Source organism: Leifsonia sp. EB34, assembly GCF_041260585.1.
Classification (GTDB): domain Bacteria; phylum Actinomycetota; class Actinomycetes; order Actinomycetales; family Microbacteriaceae; genus Leifsonia.
On record NZ_JBGCCV010000004.1, the window covers coordinates 150,879 to 167,787 of the forward strand.

Sequence of the window (16,909 nt, forward strand, 5' to 3'; positions counted from 1 at the left end):
GACGCGCAGAACCCCCCGCGAAAAGAACCACGGTCGGCACTCCGCCACCAGCCACACATCCGAAAACAGAAGACCGCGCACCAGAACGGTGGCCCTCGCCGCCGTCGTCGCCGCGGCGATCGCCGTCCCCGCCGGGGTGGGCGCCGCCGGGGCCATGGCCGCACCCGCACCGCTCGTCTCCGACTCGTTCACCCGGACCGTCGGATCGGGCTGGGGCACCGCGACCAACGGAGGCGCCTACTCGCTGACGAACGCGTCCGCGAGCTCGGTCTCGTCCGGCGCCGGCGTCTTCGCCTTCGCCAAGCCCGGCACGAGCGCGAGCTCCGTGCTGCGGTCCGTCTCCGCCTCCGACGTGACCTCGTCGGTGAAGTTCACCGTCCCCGTGCTGCCCACCAAGGGCGCCGGCATCTCCGCCGCGCTCCAGGAGCGCGTCTCGGGCTCGAGCCGGTATGAGGCCGTGGTGCGGTTCACCTCCGCGAAGACGATCACGCTGCTCATCCGCCGGATCGACGGCTCCGCCTCGACCCGGATCGTCGCCGAGCGCCAGGTCGCCGCCCACGTGACCGCCGGCACGGCGTACACGCTCGACTTCGCCGTCAACGGCTCGTCGCCCGTGTCGCTCCAGGCGCGCGTGACGCCCGCCGGCGCAACCCCCGGCGCCTGGCAGGCCTCCGGCACCGACGCCAGCGCCAAGCGCCTGAGCAGCGGAGCCATCGGCATCTGGTCGTACCTGTCCAAGGCCTCCACGCCCGCGAAGGTGCTGGTCGACAACCTGACCGCCACCTCGGGCAGCGCCCCGTCGGCCCCCGCGACGAGCACCCCCGCTCCGAGCACGCCGGCCACGACGCCCACGGCCACCCCCACCCCGTCGGCCACGCCGACGACCCCGGCCACCACCCCGTCGGCTCCGTCGGCCCCGTCGGCCCCGTCGGCTCCGGCCGGCCCGTCCAACGGCGTCTCGACGACCGGTGCCCGCCACGCGGTCGGCTCGGCCGCGATCGGCTCGACGAACTACGCCATCCCCGCTGGCGCGGTCTTCGCCTCGGCGAGCGCCGGAGCCGGCGGCGACGGCAGCCAGTCCCGCCCGTTCGCCACGGCGCAGGCCGCGGTCAACGCGGCCCCGAGCGGCGCGACGGTCGTTCTGCGCGGCGGCACCTACCACGAGACCGTGGCGGTGCCCTCGGGCAAGAAGCTGACCATCCAGAACTACCCCGGTGAGGCCGTCTGGTTCGACGGCAGCCAGAGCTGGGGCGGCTGGAGCGCATCCGGGTCCACCTGGGTCTCCGGCGGCTACGGCTACGCCTTCGACACCAGCCCGTCGTTCAGCGGCGGCCTGAGCGACGCCTCGCGGTACCTCTCCCCGTCGTACCCGATGGCGGCGACCCCCGACCAGGTGTTCGTCGACGGCGTCTCGCAGCGCCAGGTCTCCTCGCGTGCCGCGGTGACCGCCGGCACGTTCTACGCCGACAAGGCGGCCAAGCAGCTCGTGCTGGGCACCAACCCCGCCGGGCACTCGGTGCGGGTCAGCACCCTGCAGCAGGCGATGACCATCCAGGGCGCCGGCACCACCGTGCGCGGCATCGGCTTCGAGCGCTACGCCACCTCGGCGAAGCAGATGGGCGCCGTCACGGCGCAGGTCGACGGCATCACGCTGGAGAACCTGACGATCGTCGACAACGCGACCATCGGCCTCTACACCTGGGGCACGAACAACACGCTGCGCAACCTCACGATCGCCCGCAACGGGATGCTCGGCGCCGGCGCGAACGGCGCATACGGCCTCCAGGCCAACGGGCTGCTCGTGGCGGACAACAACAGCGAGCACTTCAAGCAGGAGCCCGTCTCCGGTGGCTTGAAGATCACCCGCACCCGCACCGTCTCGGTCACGAACAGCGCCTTCCTGCGCAACACGACGACCGGGCTGTGGCTGGACGAGTCGGTGTACAACGCGACCATCGCAGGCAACGACTTCGTCTCCAACGGAGGCGACGGCATGGAGGCGGAGCTCTCGGCCCACGTCACCGTGGCGAACAACGTCGCCAACGACAACACCGGCAACGGGATCCGGCTGTTCGACACCTCGGACAGCGCGATCTGGAACAACACCGCCCAGCGCAACAACCGCAACATCGCGCTGATGCAGGACGCGCGCCGTGAGACGAACCCCGCGGTGCCCGGCCACGACCCGAAGCGGCCGCAGCCGGACCCGACGTTCACCTGGGTGCTCGGCAACATCAGCATCTCGAACAACGTGCTCGCCGACGCGAAGGGCATCGCCCAGTTCACGGTCGAGGACCAGGCGCACGCCCTGTCCGCCGGCTCGATGAACCTGACGGTCAACGGCAACCTGTACCACCGGACGACCGCGGGTTCGCCCTCGGTCGACATCGACTGGCAGCAGACGCCGACCTCGATGAAGGGCTATGCGACCGCCGCGGCGTTCGCCGCCGCGACCGGTCAGGACTCCGCGTCCCAGTCGGTCACCGGCGCGAGCCCGATGGCGGCGCAGCCGACCTCGGTCGCCCGGCCGCTGCCGGCCTCCATCGCGAGCGTGATCGGCCAGCCGACCGGCACCGTGCACCTCGGCACGTGGTGAGCCTTCCGGCACACGCCTGACCGAAGCCCCGTCTCCCTTTGGGAGGCGGGGCTTCGTCGTTAATGATTGCCGTCATCTCCCTGATATGGTCAGCACTGCAATATAGCGTGTGAATGTTTGGGGGGCAGATGACCAAGGCGGTCGCCGTCGACACGGCTCAGTTGAGGGCGGGTGCGAAGAAGCTGAAGGGGGCCGCGACCGGTTCTCGTCCTTCAGCGGACGGGTCGGACGGTTTCGGTTCGTCGGTGGCGCGGGGTGCGGTGAGCCGGTACGAGGGGTACTGGGTCCGCGGTCAGTCGACGGTCGACGAGCTCGTCGCCGGGTTGGGCGGCGCTCTCGACCAGGCCGCCGACACGTATCACCGTCGGGACGCAGAGGACGCCGCGGCGTTCCCGGGCGACCGGGGCGTCTTCTATGGGTTCTAGGTGGGCGGACTGGTCGCCGGTGGGGTTCGAGACGGATCCGACACCGGGCGATCAGGAGCTGGTGGAGGCGCTGGTCGCCCATTTGCGTAAGTGGTCCGGCCGGCTGGAGCGTCAGTCGGTGGTGGCGCGCGAGGTGCTGAACGAGAACCTCGGGCCGTCGTCGTGGTCGGGCCTGGCCGCCGAGGTGTTCTCGGATCGGTTGCGGGCGCTGACGGCGGGGGCGTTGAAAGCGGCCGAACAGCACAACGAGGGGGCCGTGGCCGCGAGCAGGTGGTCGATGGCGTTGGAGTACACGCAGCGGGAGGCGGATCGGGCGCTGCAGGACGCCGAGGAGGCGGTGGCGGACCTGGAGCTGGCGGAGGCGTCCGTGGCGGCGCTGGGCGCCGAGCAGGCGGCGCTGCTGTCCGTGCTGATCGCGCTGCAGAAGGCGTACAACTCGCCCGAGAAGCCGCCGCCGGGCTCATCGGCCCCGGCGGCCGTGGACGTGTCCAATGCGCGGAGGCGGGAGCAGGAGGCGGCCGACGAGCTGGCGCGAGCACGGCGAACGGTCGTAGACGCCCAAGAGCGACTGGACGACGCGAAGCGGAGAGCCGAACGAGCCAAGCACGACTACGACGCGGCCGAGAGGACATTCGCCCGGTCGCTGGACGACGCGTTGCACGGCGCCCTGACGCCCGCACCGAAGCCGGAGCTGAAAGCGTTCGCGTCGATGGTCGGCAAGCTCTCCGGCATCCCCGCCTCGGCGAGCGTGAACGCGTCGCTGATGGACACGTTGCAGCGGTTGACTCCCGAGGAGCTGGCGGTGCTCGTCGCGGAGAATCCGCAGCTTGTGCAGGAGTTCTGGAAGCATCCGCCGTCCCCGGACAAGGTCGCGAAATGGTGGGCCGGCCTCGGTGACGAGGCGAAGGAGGCGTTCCAGACGGCGGCGCCCGGTGTGCTGGGGAACCTGGCCGGGCTGCCGTACGGCGTGAGACATCGGTGCAACATGACTGTGTATTCAGCCGCCAAGGACAGGCCAGGCCGAACTCCGGAGCAGCAGAAGGTTCTTGACGCACTCAGGAAGGTGCTGACCGACCCGTTGGCGTCGTTGGTGTCTTTCAATCTGGACGCATCGGTGCCGATGGTCGCGGTCGGGTACGGCGACCTGGACACCGCGGACACGGTGACGTGGGCGGCCCCCGGGATGAACTCCGACGCGGCGGAGGCCACCCAGAGCTGGTCGCAGGCCGCGAGGAACCTGTACGACCAGCAGATCGATCTTGATGACGGCCATACGCATGCCGTGGTGGGCTGGCTGGGGTATGACACTCCTGACCTGGTGAGTGTGAACAATCCGGCGTTGGCGCAGGACGGGTCGTGGCGGTTCGCGAACGAGCTGGACGGGACCCACGCCACCCGGACAGCGCACGCAGCGGTGCCGTTTCCGTACGTGTCGGTGGTGGCTCACTCCTATGGGACGACGATGGCCGCCGATGCGTTGACGCGGGTGAAACACCAGGTGGACTCCTTCACGATGATCGGGTCGGCGGGGATCGACACTCACGTCGTAACGTCGCTGACGGACCTCCGTGTGAAGCACCCGGGCGGGCAGCCGGCGATCTTCACAACGACCGCTCAATCGGACCTCCTCGCACCATTCGGCTCGGCAGTCGGCGGGCGTGCCGAACCGAACCCCGAAGCGCTCCGCTCCCAAGGAACCGGGTGGGCGATGCCCTTCATCGGGTTGAACGTGCCGCAATCAATGGGCGGCGCGCAATCGTTCTCCGCCGAGGGAGCAGTCCTCCCGAACGGTGAGGTCTTGAAACAGACCAAGGGCCACAGCACGGTGGGTGAGCACACGGACGGATGGAACCCGCTCAACGGGATCGCCCCCGAAGGCTTCGGCTACCTCGACACGGGCACGGAAGCCTTGAGGAACGCGGCTTACACGTCGATCGGTCAGCCCGAGAATGTCGTCGGTGGATTAAGGCCCACCCGATGAATCACAGATCGGATGCCTTTGTGAATCGAATCGTGACATCGTGCGGCCTGGCAATCGTCGCAGCCGTGACGGTATCTCTCCTAGGAGGTTGTATGTCTGTTCACGCTCTAAGCGACCCCATCCCACAATCCCCGGGCACCCCGCAGAAGACGATCACCGAACTACTGACCCAATGGGCCGACCTCACCAACGCCGCCATCGCCGCCACCGGCAACACCGAAGGCTGGTACCGCGGCGCGATCCTGGACAACAAGCCCTGGGACCCGACCGCGGAGGAAGTCGGCCTGCTGCCGTGCGGGACGGTCGGAGCGAAGAGCGCTCACCAGGTTGAGGCTGTGGTTAGGCATGCCGCGTTCGAGGATGACCCGCACCCGATCGCGGACAAACTCACCACGTACTGGGAAAGCCAAGGATTCACCATCGTTCGAACGGTCGATTGGACCTCCCCCTCCGGCAAGATGGACATCGCGATCCGCGCCACACGACCAGACGGCGTCTACTACGGACTCACCGCGACCAGCAATCAAGTGTCGGTCCACGTCTCGTCGGAGTGCTCCACCCACCCCTCCATCGACACGTGGGCCGAGGAGCGTGTGCAAGAGAGACTGAACTCGCTGCTTCCCACCCCCAGCACACCCCCACCGTCGCCAACCGCCTCCGCCCCCACGGATGACACGGATGAAAGGTTCCTCTGGGGCTGATCCGCATACGCCGCACCGGCTCCGTCCGGAATCGCCCGCCGTCGTGTGGACAGTGGGGCACCGGACAGTGGAACACCGGCCCTCACACCGGCACGGCCGCATCCTCCCGCAACAGCCGGGACAGCTCCTCCGCCGCGGCCGTGACCTCGTGCACGACATCCGCGTGCGACTTCGGTCCCTTGTGGTGCCCGTCGACGATGTCCAGCGGGTGGCGGCGCCGGCCCGGTCCCCCGAACCCCCTGCCCCGGCCGCTGCCCGGCGTGACGATGGTCGCGCGCAGCGTGTTGAGCCGTTCGACGGACTCGGAGAAGTCGAGGGGCTCCGGCTCGCTGGCACGCAGCCGGGCGGCGCCCTCCAGCAGGTAGGTCGCCTCCCGCAGCGTGAAGGTCCGCGAACGCGCCGCGGTGGAGAGCTGGGCGACGATGGCGCGCTGCGCCGTGTCGGCGGTGAGGATGAGGTCCGCGGTGTCGACCAGCCCGGTGTCGAGCTGGCCCGCACGCGAGCGCTCGGCGACGTAGCCCGGAATGCGCCGGGCCGCGAGCTGACGGACGGTCGAGGCGCAGAGCTCCTGCTCGTCGCGCACCGCAGTCCCCGCACTCAGCAGCGTGAGGGTTCCCGGGTAGGACGACCGCAGTCCTGCGTCGAGGATCGCCGCCGCCAGAGGCGAACGGCACACGTTCGCGGTGCACACCACGACGATGACGGGCATGAGCACTCCCTCTTTTTGAAGATTGCTCAGTATTGTAAGGGAGGATACCTCCCCCAGGGCGCACCGCGATAGAGTCGACCGATTCCGCGTGTCCCGTCAGCGATCGCAGGAGACCAGATGGCCACCACCCGGCGACGATCGGTGCTCGTCGCGCACCCGAGCGCGGAGCTCTACGGCTCGGATCGCGTGATGCTGGAGACCGTGGCCGCCCTCACCGCCCGCGGCGAGCGCGTCGTCGTGACGGTGCCGGCCGACGGTCCACTGCTGGCGGAGGCCCGCCGGCGCGGGGCCGTCGCCGAGATCGTCCCCTTCCCCGTGCTCCGCAAGCGGCTTCTCTCCGCGTCCGGACTGGCCGAGCTCGCTGTCGCGCTGCCCGCGGCGATCGGCCGCGCGATCCGGCTGATCCGCCGCAATCGGGTGACCACGGTCTACGTGAGCACGCTGACCATCCCCGTCTGGCTCGTCGCTGCCCGGCTGAGCGGCCGCGCGGCGGTGTGCCACGTCCACGAAGCCGAGGCGGCCGCACGGCCGATCATGAAGCGCGCCCTCTCCACTCCGCTCCTGCTCGCCCGGGCGATCGCCACGAACAGCGACTTCAGCGCGGGCGTGCTCGCGGAGCCGTATCCGTCGCTCGGCGCGCGCACCACGGTGGTGCTCAACGCCGTCGACGGGCCTCCCGCCTCGACGCCGCCCCGGGAGGCGCTGACCGGTCCGATCCGGCTGGTGTACGTCGGCCGCCTCTCGGAGCGCAAGGGCGTCGACCTCTGTGTGGAGGCCGTCAAGCTGCTCGTCGACCGCGGCAGGGACGCCGTCCTGGACATCGTCGGCGACGTCTTCGACGGTTACGAGTGGTTCGCGGAGCGGCTCCATCGGTACGTCGCCGACAACGGGCTCGGGGAGCGGGTGCGCTTCCTCGGCTTCCGGCCGAGCGTGTGGGACGAGCTGGCCGCGGCGGACATCGCCCTGGTTCCCTCCCGGCTCGACGAGCCGTTCGGCAACACGGCCGTGGAGGCGGTGCTCGCACGCCGGCCGGTCGTGGTCTCGGAGACGTCGGGCCTGCGGGAGGCGGCGGCCGGCTATCCGTCGGCCGTCTTCGTCCGGCCCGGCGACGCCGCGGCGGTCGCCGACGCCGTGGAGCGGATCGCAGACGACTGGGACTTCTTCCGGCGGAGCGCCGAGTCCGCGCGCGACGACGCCGCCGGACGGCACTCCCGCGAACGCTACGACGCCGCCATCCTGGCGGTGATCGATCGGGTCGACCCCCACGACGGGGGTCAATTTTGAGCTTTACTCAACAAGGCGGCGGGGCCTACGGTTAACGCACCCGACCGAGAGGACCACCGATCGTGGACCTGCATCAGTACCTCACAGCGATCCGCAAGCGCTGGATAACGATCGTCGCACTGACCCTCATCGGCGGTGCGCTCGGGTTCGCCATCTCCTCGCAGATCACTCCCATCTACCGCTCATCCTCGAGCGTGTTCATCTCCGCCCGCCAGGGCGACAACACCTCCGAACTCCTCCAGGGGTCGACGTTCGCCCAGAACGTCGTGCAGTCGTACGCCGCGCTCGCGACCACCGACAGCGTCCTCCGGCCCGCGATGGACGCCGTGGGGTACACCGGGAACATCGGAGCGTTCTCCTCGAAGATCACGGCGGACACCCCGATCAACACGGTGATCATCAACATCTCCGCCGACGACCCCGACCCGGCGATGGCCCAGAAGATCGCCGGAGCGGTGACCACCTCGCTCTCGAGGGCGATCAGCGCGATCGCCCCGGTGACGACCAGCCACCAGCCCGCGATCACGACGTCCGTCATCGCACCGGCGACGCTGCCGAAGGTGCCGATCTCACCGAACAGGACGCTCGCGATCATCCTCGGCGCCGGGGCCGGCCTCGCGCTCGGACTCATCTACGCCGTCACCCGGCAGCTCCTCGACACGCGCGTGCGCACCAGCCAGGACATCCAGAACGTGGCCGAACTGCCCGTGCTGGGCCGCATCCCGCGCGGCCGGCGACGCACCGACCCGCTGGCGGTGCTCGCGTCGCCCGCCTCGGCCGAGGCGGAGGCCTACCGCGGACTGGTCTCCAATCTGGAGTTCGCCGACCTCGACCGGTCGATCCGGGTCGTGGTCGTCTCCTCGCCCTCCGTCGACGACGGCAAGAGCACCGTGTCCATCAACCTCGCCCTCGCGATGGCGGAGCGCGTCGGGCGCGTGCTGCTGGTCGACGCCGACCTGCGGCGGCCCTCCGTCGCCGGCCTCTGCCAGATCGAGGGCTCGGTCGGCCTCACCTCGGTGCTCGTCGGGCGCGCCTCGCTCTCCGAGGCCGTGCAGCAGTGGGGTGCTCCGAATCTCGATGTGCTGGCCTCTGGCACGATCCCCTCCAATCCGAGCCAGCTCCTCAGCTCCACCGCCTTCTCCGACCTCGTGCGGACCATGGCAGCCGAGTACGACTTCGTCGTCTTCGACTCGGTTCCGCTGCTCACCGTGACCGACACCCTGCCGCTGGCCCGGCTGACCGACGGCGCCCTCATCACGGTCCGCTACAACGGAACGCACCGGCACGACCTCCAGCTCGCCCTCGAGTCGCTGCAGCGGGTCAACGCCCCCGTGCTCGGCGCGGTGCTCAATTTCGTCCCCGCCGCCCCGCGGAGCCCGTACAACGCCTACGTCACCCCGGCGGCGAACGTCTCCCGGTCGACGTCCGCGGCCCGCCGGGCGGGCACCTCCGCGCGAGCCGATCGCGCCGCGGGCTGGGGCGTGCGGGATGCGCTGCCCGCTGCCGCGGAGGCCACGCACCGCGCCAAGGCGCGCACGGCCGCCCGCGAGCCGAAGGAACAGTCCGAGGCAGCACGCGACACCGTTCCGGACGACGACCCCATGGTGGACGAGAACGCTGTGCCTGCGGAGAACGCGGTGCGGTCGGGACGCGATTGACCATGACCGCCACCCGGACCGCACATCACGATGTGCGGCTGTACGAAGTCGTCCGATCGGCGCACCTCGAGCGCGCCCATGACTTCGAGCCGGCGACCATCATCTACCGCGACCGGCGTTACGACTACGACCCGTCGCTCGAGCCCGGCCTCGACCTGACCCAGGCGGGCGACCTGACGGCGGCGCGCATCATCGCCCGGTCGCACGTCGCGACCCTGGAGGTCAACGAGCCCCTGATGCTCTCGGCCGCCCGGCGCACCGCCCTCTCCGTCGCCGCCGTCCGGATGCTCGACCTGCTGCGCGGAAGCCACACCTCGATCGTGAGCTACGCCATCGAGAACCTCGAGCCGCCGCTGCCCGCCGGGACGCGCGGGCGTCTCGGCCGCTGGGGCCGGATGCGGCTCGCCCGGTACGTCCACCGCAACATCGACCGGCTCGCGTTCGGCACCGACGCGTCCTGGGACCTCTACCACGACATCTTCGCTCCCGGCCGGCGCCAGTCGACGCGCATCATCCCCGCCCTCCCCGCACCGGCCGAGGGCGCCGCCACCGGACCGCGCGAGGCCGTCGTCGGCTTCCTCGGCGCGTTCGACGAGCGCAAGGGACTCAGGGAGCTGCTCGCGGCGTGGCCCCTGGTGCGTGCGGCCCGCCCGTCCGCCCGGCTCGTGCTCCTGGGGAAGGGCCCGCTGCAGGAGCTCGCGGAGGAGGCCGCCGCGGACGACCCGTCGATCGAGCTGACCGTGGACCCGCCGCGCTCGGCGATCCCGGACGCGCTCCGGTCGATCAAGGCCCTGGCGCTGCCGTCTCAGCCGCGCGCACGCTGGCGCGAGCAGGTCGGCCTCCCGATCGTCGAAGGCCTCGCCAACGGCTGCGTGATCGTCACCACCCGCGAGAGCGGCCTCAGCTCCTGGCTGGAGACGGAGGGTCATCACGTGGTCCCCTCGGTCTCCGGAGCCGAGACCCTTGCCGCCGCGCTGATCGCGGCGCTCGACGACCCCCGCACGCCGGAGGACGTCCTCCACTCGCTTCCCCCCGTGGACGGCCGACGGGCGGCCGACCAGTGGCTGTTCGAGCGCGCCACCGCATGAGACGCGGGCTCGGCGTCTCTCGCGCAGTGTCCTCCACCGCGCTGACGAAGGTGCTCGTGATGGGCGCCTCCGGGCTCATCGGCATCTTCACGAGCCGCCTGATCATCACGCACTTCGGGACGGCGGCCTACGCGCAGTACGGCCTGCTCTCCACACTCTCGACGCTGCTCCCGTTCGCCGACCTCGGCATGGCCGCCGTCGTGATCAACGCCATCGCCGGCTCGGCGGCGCCGCGGACCGACCCGATGGTGCGGCGCTCGATCACCACCGCCCTGCGCATCCTCATCGTCGCGGGCGGGATCATCGCGCTCGTCGCCCTCGCGATCACGCTGCTGGGCTGGTGGCCGGCGATCCTCGGCTCTGGGCTCACGCCGGGCTCGGGGAGCATCGCGGCGTTCCTCTGCCTGGCGGTGTTCGGGATCACGCTGCCGCTGACCGTCGGCCAGCGCATCCTGGTCGGGCTCGACAAGACCACCCTGCAGACGGCGACGCAGTTCGTGGTCGCGCCGTTCATGTTCCTCTCCATCGCCGTGCTGATCGTGCTGGCCGTCCCGGCGGACAGCTTCCTCGCCGTCCTCTCCTACATCGCCGGCGGCCTGGTCTCGGTGATCTGCCTGGTGCTCGCCGCGCGCTCGCTGCACCCGCAGGTCGGCGCCGCGTTCCGCGCGGTGCCCCGCGTCCGGAGCGAGCCGAACGTGGCGGCCTTCGGGCTCGCCGGGCCGATGCTGGCGCAGATGCTCGCCCTCCCGATCGCGATGCAGACCGACCGCCTGCTGCTCAGCCACCTCACGCACGGCACCGAGCTCGCGCAGTACAACCTGGCGACGCAGCTCTACGGGATGATCCTGCAGACGATCGCGGCCGCGGGGGTCGCGTTCTGGCCGGTGTACGCCCGCGCCCGCTCGGCCGCGCGCGTGGAGTCGCCGTTCCGGCCGACCCTGGTCTTCACTGCGGGCGGCCTGGTGGTGGGGCTGCTCCTGACGGCAGTGCTGCCCTGGGTCACCCAGTTCGTCTCCAGCGGCAAGCTCACGCTCGACGGCTGGCTGGTCGGCGGGTACATCGCCTTCGTCGCCGTCCAGGCCGCCAAGTACCCGATCGGGATGTACATGACCGATCAGCGCGGGCTGAGGTTCCAGGTGCTGCCGATCGTCATCATGGTGCCGATCAACCTCGGCATCTCGTGGTGGCTGACCCTCACCATCGGTGCGGGCGGCCCGATCATCGGCTCCGCCATCGCCGTGCTGCTCTGCCAGGTCATCCCGAACCTCTGGTACGTGCGGCGCGACCTCGCCCGGAGGCGGGCGGAGGCCGATGCACCGCTGACGGAGCCCGCATCCGACGACGCCCTGCCCAGGATGGGGGACTAGGACCCCGCCCCCACGTGATGAGATAATCTCACAATATAGGTCGAAAGGACTCGCCCGATGGCCTTCGCGAACCCGTCTCCGCAGCGCGTCGCCGCGCCCGCGAGCACGCGCGCGGGGCGGAACGGCGCAGCGGCGGGAACGCATGAGACGGCGGCGACCATCGGCCGCGCGGTCGCCGCGGTCGCCCTCGTGATCATCGGGGCCCGCATCCAGCTCCCCCAGGGCCTGACGGCCGGCTACCTCGTCGCCACCCTGCTGATCCCGGTGTGGGTGCCGGTGCTGCGGCGATTCCACGGCGGTGTCCTGCTGATCCTCCTCGGCCTGGCGGCGGCGCTGAACGGGATGATCCTCACCGACCTCGCGAACGGCACCACGCACACGGGCAACGGGCTCATGCTTCAGAACACGTTCGTGCTCGTGGGCACCATGCTCACGATCGGCGTCGTGCTCTGGGCCCGAACGCTGATGCCGATCTGGGCGGTCGGGCTGCTCTTCGGCATCGGGCTGGTCGTCGGGATCGACCCGCACGGCATCCTGGCCGGCGGCAACCCGTGGAAGTTCGTCTTCGCCGTCCCGGTGACCATCGTCGCACTGAGTCTCGCCATGATCCGGCACAGCCGCCCGGTCGAGCTCGTGATGCTCGTCGCGCTCTCCGGACTGTCGATGGTCAGCGACGCCCGCAGCGGCTTCGCCATCCTCCTGCTCACCGCCGTGCTCGTCGTCTGGCAGATGCGGCCCACGGCGGTGACCAGACGCGCGTCCACGGCACGGGTCGTGCTCGGGCTGCTGGTGATCTCGGCCATCGCGTACAACGTCGGGCAGTCCCTCATCGTCGACGGGGCGCTCGGCCAGGCGACCCAGCAGCGGACGATCACGCAGATCGACACCTCCGGGTCGCTGATCCTGGGCGGCCGGCCCGAGCTCGCCGCCACGACGGCGCTCGTGCAGCACTTCCCCTTCGGCTTCGGCTCGGGCGTGTACGCGAACTCGACGCAGATCCTGGTCGCCAAGCAGGGCATGCACGCGATCAACTACGCGCCGAACAACGGCTACGTCGACAACTTCATGTTCGGGACCGGCTTCGAACTGCACTCCATGATCGGGGACCTCTGGGCCGGCTACGGCGTCGCCGGCGTCGCCCTGGCGATCGCCCTGCTCTGGTACACGCTGCGCGGGCTCGGCCACACCATCGCGGCGCGTACCGCGAGCGCGCTGCTGATCTACCTCGCCGTGCGCACGCTGTGGTCGCTGTTCTTCGGGCCGTGGTACTCGTCGGTCGTGCTCCTCACCCTCCTGATCGGGATCGCGCTGATTCCGCGCGAGTCCGCGGACGGGCGGAAGAGCGTGCTGCCATGACCGCCCGGCCGCTGGTGGTGCTGCAGTCGTTCCCGGACCCACGGCCGACCACCAACCCGTACATCGTCATGCTCGCGGACGCCATCCGCCGCCAGCCGGACGTCGCGCTCCGGACGTTCTCGTGGCGGAACGCCCTGCTGACCCGGTACGACGTCGTCCACCTGCACTGGCCCGAGACCCTGCTGGAGGGCCGCACGCCCCTGCGAGCCCTCGTGCGGCAGCTCCTCGCCGCCGTCCTGCTGCTGCGGATCGCGATCCTGCGCACGCCGGTCGTTCGGACGGTGCACAACCTGGAGCTGCCGGACGGCATCGGCCGCCGGCAGCGCTTCCTGCTCACCCGGTTCGACCGGCTCACGACGCTGCGGATCGTGCTCAACGAGCACACCCCGGTGCCGCCCGGCACGGAGGCGGTGACCATCCTGCACGGCCACTACCGCGAGTGGTTCCGCGATGTGCCGCGCCGTCCGCAGGTCGACGGGCGGCTGGCGTACTTCGGCCTCATCCGGCGCTACAAGAACGTCCAGGCCCTGGTCAGGGCCTTCTCCGGCATGCCTCCGGACGCCAGCCTGCAGGTCGGCGGCCGGCCGTCGACCCCCGAGCTCGCCGCGGAGATCGCCGGGCTCGCGGGCGACGACGACCGGATCGGTCTCATGCTCGAGTTCCTCACCGACGAGCAGCTCGTCGGCATCGCCTCGGCCGCCCAGCTCGTCGTGCTGCCGTACCGCGAGATGCACAACTCCGGAGGGACGCTCGCGGCACTCTCCCTCGACCGGCCCGTGCTGGTCCCGGACAACGAGGTCAACCGCGCTCTCGCCCGGGAGGTCGGCGACCGGTGGGTGCGCCGCTATGCCGCCCCGCTGACGACCGACACGCTCGATCGCACGCTCGCCGAGCTGCGGGCGGAGCCGCCGCACGGCCGGCCCGACCTCTCGGCCCGGGACTGGTCGACGGTCGGCGCGGCGCACGTCAGCGCCTACCGCCGCGCGCTGAAGCCCGCGTCCGCGCGCGCCAGAGCCGCAGCGGCGCCTCAGCCGCGCCGGTACTCCTGGTAGCCGTACCCGAACGCGCCGGAGAGCATCCCGAGGCCGCGGGCGATCGTCCGCGCTCCCCTGGCCCGGTGGCGGAGCGACCGCAGCACGATCCCGGCCGCCACCCGCAGGCACCCCAGCACGACGCGCGCGGCGCCGGATACGCTCGAGACCCAGAACGCCCGCATCCGCTCGGCGGGCGTGCCCGCGAGCTTCGCCGACGTCGTCGACCAGCTGTTGCCGCTGCTGAACGCGCGCAGCATCACCCAGCGATGCGTGACCCGCGCGGCGGGCACCACGTCGACCACCATGGCCTCCGCGCACCAGACGATGCGGCCTCCCGCCCGCACCAGCTCGCGCGTGAACATCGTGTCGTCGCCGCCGGTGATGCCGAAGTCGAGGTCGAAGCGGAGGCCGTGCTCCCGCACGAAGTCGAGCCGGAGCAGGAGGTTGTTCGTCGCGGCGACCGCGACCTCCGTCCCGGTCGCCAGGCGCCGGCGGACGAAGAAGCCGCCGGCCTCCATCCACGCGTCGGGGGCGACCTCGAACGTCGAGGTCACCGGGCCGACCACCGCCTCCGCACCGGTGGCCCGCCACGTCGCCAGGAGCGCGGCGAGCCAGCCGGGCTCCGGACGCTCGTCGTCGTCGATGAAGATCAGCAGGTCGTCGTCGGCAGCGGCCGCGAGGGCGCGGTTGCGCGCGGCCGAGATCCCCGGTGTCGGCTCGACGACGTAGTCGACGCGCACGTCGAGCTGCCGGGCGACCTCGCCGACCGCGTCCGCCGCACTGCCGTCCGGGTCGTTGTCGACCACCTGGACGCGCACCTCGACGCCGGTGCCCGCGACCGAGGCCGCCTCCCGCGCGAGCACGGGCAGGATCGCCCGGATGTCGGTGGGCCGGCGGAAGGTGAGCACAGCGAGGACGATGTGGTGCACGATTGTCATCATGGCAGCCTCAGGCCTTCCCAGCGAGCTCGACGGGCTCGCGATCGTCGTGGTGAACTACGGGTCGTCCGCCCTGCTCGACCGGACGCTGGGCGCCGTGGCGGCGTCGGCTCCGGAGGCGGTGGTGGTGGTCGTCGACAACTTCTCCACGCCGGAGGAGCTGGCCGCCCTGCGCGCGCTCGCCTCCCCGCGCGGCTGGGACGTCGTCGCCTCCGAGCGGAACCTCGGCTTCGGCACCGGGATGAACGCGGGCGTCGCCCGCGCCCGGGGGCTCGGCGCCCGCCGCTTCCTCCTGATCAACCCGGACGCCACGATCGACCGCGCGAGCCTCGAGGCGCTGGCCGCGCGTTCCGCCGCCGAGCCGCTCGCCCTGCTCTCGCCGGTGGTCCGGCGCTCGGACGGCTCGCCCTGGTCGGTGGGCTCCGACGTGTACCTCCGGGACGGCCGCATCCGGTCCGCCGTCCGCCGCGGCACCGTGCCGGGCGAGCGGGTACCGTGGCTGAGCGGCGCGTGCCTGTTCGTCACCGCCGAGCTCTGGGACGCCGTGGGCGGGTTCGCCGACGAGTACTTCCTCTACTGGGAGGACGTCGACCTGTCGCTGCGCGTCACCCGCGCCGGCGGGACGCTCGCGCTCGTCGAGGAGGCCACCGCCGTCCACGACGAGGGCGGCACGCAGGGCACGGACGGGTCGCACTCCGGCGCCCGCAAGTCCGGGACCTACTACTACTACAACATCCGGAACCGGCTGCTGTTCGCGGCCAGGAACCTGCCGCCGGAGACCGTCCGCGCGTGGCGGCGCTCCACTGTCCCGGTCGCGTGGGAGATCCTGCTGCAGGGCGGCCGCCGGCAGTTCCTGACCTCGACGGAGGCCGTACGCGCCGGATGGCGGGGAGTCCGGGACGGCCTTCGCCTGTCCCGCACTCCCCGCCATCCTGACCGTCCGAGGACTACTGAGCCGTCTTCGCGCTGAAGTTGTCCACGGTGACGTTGGTCGTCGGGTCCGTCGCCGAGGAGGAGACGTAGGCGACGACGCCGACGCTGCCGGCGGGCTGCATGGCGGCCGTGGTGCTGGTGGCCGTCACCTGCCAGGTCGCCGGCTCGGCCTGGGAGGCATCCCAGACCTTGGCGTTCATCGTGGTGGTGGTCCCGTTGCCGACCGTGGTCATCCGGACGTTGAGCACCATGCCCGGCGTCCAGGTGAGCCCGGTGACGTTGAGCGCCTTCAGCGTGGTCCCGCCCTCCAGGATCTGGATCTGGACGGCGCCGCCGGCCTTGATCCAGGCCCGGCCGTAGAACGCCGTGCTGCCGACCTGCCGGCCGTTCACCCCGACGTACTGGCCGCCGCCGGTCGCCGCCCGGTCGACGGTGAAGGACGCCTGCACGTCCGACGCCGCCGAGGAGACTGCGGCCAGCCGCTCGGCGCGGGTCATGCCCACCGGGACCGCGATGGACCCGACGCCGTTGCCGACGGCGAAGTTCGCCGCCGTCCCGGTCGCGGTCCAGGCGCCGCCGGTGTCCGCCGTGCCCCAGCCGTTGGCGACCGTCCTGCCGAAGGCGTCCGCGGCGAGCACGGCGCCGGTGGTGGCGGTGACCACGACCTGCTTGGACGTGGTGCCCGTCGCTGACTGGTTGTCGGTGACGGTCAGCGTGATCGTGTACGTCCCGGCCGCCGCGTACGTGTGCGACGCCGTCGCCCCGGTGCCGGTCGAGCCGTCACCGAAGTTCCACGCGTACGACGCGATCGTGCCGTCCGGGTCGCTGGAGCTCGTCCC

The 16,909-nt window shown here is 71.2% G+C and carries 14 protein-coding genes; 11 read left to right on the forward strand and 3 right to left on the reverse strand.

Annotation, left to right across the window (positions count from 1 at the left end):
• Positions 1-88: 88 nt before the first annotated feature.
• The 4 genes from ABIA36_RS18740 to ABIA36_RS18755 all read left to right on the forward strand — a co-directional run bounded on the left by ABIA36_RS18740 (position 89) and on the right by ABIA36_RS18755 (position 5,703).
• Positions 89-2,596, forward strand: coding sequence for a right-handed parallel beta-helix repeat-containing protein (locus ABIA36_RS18740; RefSeq protein ID WP_369964086.1), 2,508 nt, complete (start codon positions 89-91; stop codon positions 2,594-2,596).
• A 128-nt stretch (positions 2,597-2,724) separates the two neighbouring features.
• On the forward strand, positions 2,725-3,021 hold the full coding sequence (locus ABIA36_RS18745; protein WP_369964087.1) for a hypothetical protein: 297 nt from the start codon (positions 2,725-2,727) through the stop codon (positions 3,019-3,021).
• Positions 3,022-3,040: 19 nt separating this feature from the next.
• Entirely contained in the window at positions 3,041-5,002 is a 1,962-nt protein-coding gene (locus ABIA36_RS18750) for an alpha/beta hydrolase (protein ID WP_369964088.1), read from the forward strand.
• A gap of 92 nt (positions 5,003-5,094) precedes the next feature.
• Positions 5,095-5,703: a hypothetical protein gene (locus ABIA36_RS18755; protein WP_369964089.1), complete on the forward strand. Its 609-nt coding sequence runs from the start codon at positions 5,095-5,097 to the stop codon at positions 5,701-5,703.
• A gap of 82 nt (positions 5,704-5,785) precedes the next feature.
• On the opposite strand, the gene ABIA36_RS18760 is transcribed toward ABIA36_RS18755, so the two are convergent.
• A complete protein-coding gene (locus ABIA36_RS18760; RefSeq protein WP_369964090.1) occupies positions 5,786-6,412 on the reverse strand; it encodes a hypothetical protein in 627 nt (208 codons plus the stop codon).
• 117 nt (positions 6,413-6,529) lie between these two features.
• Here ABIA36_RS18760 and ABIA36_RS18765 point away from each other — a divergent pair, with 117 nt between their 5' ends.
• From ABIA36_RS18765 to ABIA36_RS18790, 6 genes are all read left to right on the forward strand, one after another.
• On the forward strand, positions 6,530-7,696 hold the full coding sequence (locus ABIA36_RS18765; RefSeq protein WP_369964091.1) for a glycosyltransferase: 1,167 nt from the start codon (positions 6,530-6,532) through the stop codon (positions 7,694-7,696).
• A gap of 62 nt (positions 7,697-7,758) precedes the next feature.
• Complete coding sequence (locus tag ABIA36_RS18770) at positions 7,759-9,354, forward strand: polysaccharide biosynthesis tyrosine autokinase (protein WP_369964092.1); 1,596 nt, start codon at positions 7,759-7,761, stop codon at positions 9,352-9,354.
• Positions 9,355-9,356: 2 nt separating this feature from the next.
• Positions 9,357-10,442, forward strand: coding sequence for a glycosyltransferase (locus tag ABIA36_RS18775; RefSeq protein ID WP_369964093.1), 1,086 nt, complete (start codon positions 9,357-9,359; stop codon positions 10,440-10,442).
• Positions 10,443-10,468: 26 nt separating this feature from the next.
• A complete protein-coding gene (locus tag ABIA36_RS18780; RefSeq protein WP_369964094.1) occupies positions 10,469-11,809 on the forward strand; it encodes a lipopolysaccharide biosynthesis protein in 1,341 nt (446 codons plus the stop codon).
• 57 nt (positions 11,810-11,866) lie between these two features.
• On the forward strand, positions 11,867-13,165 hold the full coding sequence (locus ABIA36_RS18785; RefSeq protein WP_369964095.1) for a hypothetical protein: 1,299 nt from the start codon (positions 11,867-11,869) through the stop codon (positions 13,163-13,165).
• Complete coding sequence (locus ABIA36_RS18790) at positions 13,162-14,217, forward strand: glycosyl transferase (RefSeq protein WP_369964096.1); 1,056 nt, start codon at positions 13,162-13,164, stop codon at positions 14,215-14,217. The genes ABIA36_RS18785 and ABIA36_RS18790 overlap by 4 nt, the downstream gene beginning before the upstream one ends.
• Here the strand turns inward: ABIA36_RS18790 and ABIA36_RS18795 are convergent.
• Positions 14,193-15,137 carry a glycosyltransferase family 2 protein gene (locus ABIA36_RS18795; RefSeq protein WP_369964097.1) on the reverse strand — a complete coding sequence of 315 codons (945 nt, stop codon included), beginning with the start codon at positions 15,135-15,137 and terminating at the stop codon, positions 14,193-14,195. The genes ABIA36_RS18790 and ABIA36_RS18795 overlap by 25 nt on opposite strands.
• 1 nt (position 15,138) lies before the next feature.
• On the opposite strand from ABIA36_RS18795, the gene ABIA36_RS18800 reads away from it, so the two are divergent.
• Positions 15,139-16,107: a glycosyltransferase family 2 protein gene (locus tag ABIA36_RS18800; protein WP_369964098.1), complete on the forward strand. Its 969-nt coding sequence runs from the start codon at positions 15,139-15,141 to the stop codon at positions 16,105-16,107.
• On the opposite strand, the gene ABIA36_RS18805 is transcribed toward ABIA36_RS18800, so the two are convergent.
• The coding region (locus ABIA36_RS18805; RefSeq protein WP_369964099.1) for a PKD domain-containing protein at positions 16,085-16,909 on the reverse strand (825 nt) is incomplete at its 5' end. The genes ABIA36_RS18800 and ABIA36_RS18805 overlap by 23 nt on opposite strands.

What these genes read in the sequence shown, in the direction of transcription:
- ABIA36_RS18745 (WP_369964087.1), top strand. Translation starts at nt 2,725, where the DNA reads ATGACCAAGGCGGTCGCCGTCGACACGGCTCAGTTGAGGGCGGGTGCG.
- ABIA36_RS18755 (WP_369964089.1), top strand. Translation starts at nt 5,095, where the DNA reads ATGTCTGTTCACGCTCTAAGCGACCCCATCCCACAATCCCCGGGCACC.
- ABIA36_RS18760 (WP_369964090.1), bottom strand. Translation starts at nt 6,412, where the DNA reads ATGCCCGTCATCGTCGTGGTGTGCACCGCGAACGTGTGCCGTTCGCCT.
- ABIA36_RS18765 (WP_369964091.1), top strand. Translation starts at nt 6,530, where the DNA reads ATGGCCACCACCCGGCGACGATCGGTGCTCGTCGCGCACCCGAGCGCG.
- ABIA36_RS18775 (WP_369964093.1), top strand. Translation starts at nt 9,357, where the DNA reads ATGACCGCCACCCGGACCGCACATCACGATGTGCGGCTGTACGAAGTC.
- ABIA36_RS18785 (WP_369964095.1), top strand. Translation starts at nt 11,867, where the DNA reads ATGGCCTTCGCGAACCCGTCTCCGCAGCGCGTCGCCGCGCCCGCGAGC.
- ABIA36_RS18790 (WP_369964096.1), top strand. Translation starts at nt 13,162, where the DNA reads ATGACCGCCCGGCCGCTGGTGGTGCTGCAGTCGTTCCCGGACCCACGG.
- ABIA36_RS18795 (WP_369964097.1), bottom strand. Translation starts at nt 15,137, where the DNA reads ATGACAATCGTGCACCACATCGTCCTCGCTGTGCTCACCTTCCGCCGG.
- ABIA36_RS18800 (WP_369964098.1), top strand. Translation starts at nt 15,139, where the DNA reads ATGGCAGCCTCAGGCCTTCCCAGCGAGCTCGACGGGCTCGCGATCGTC.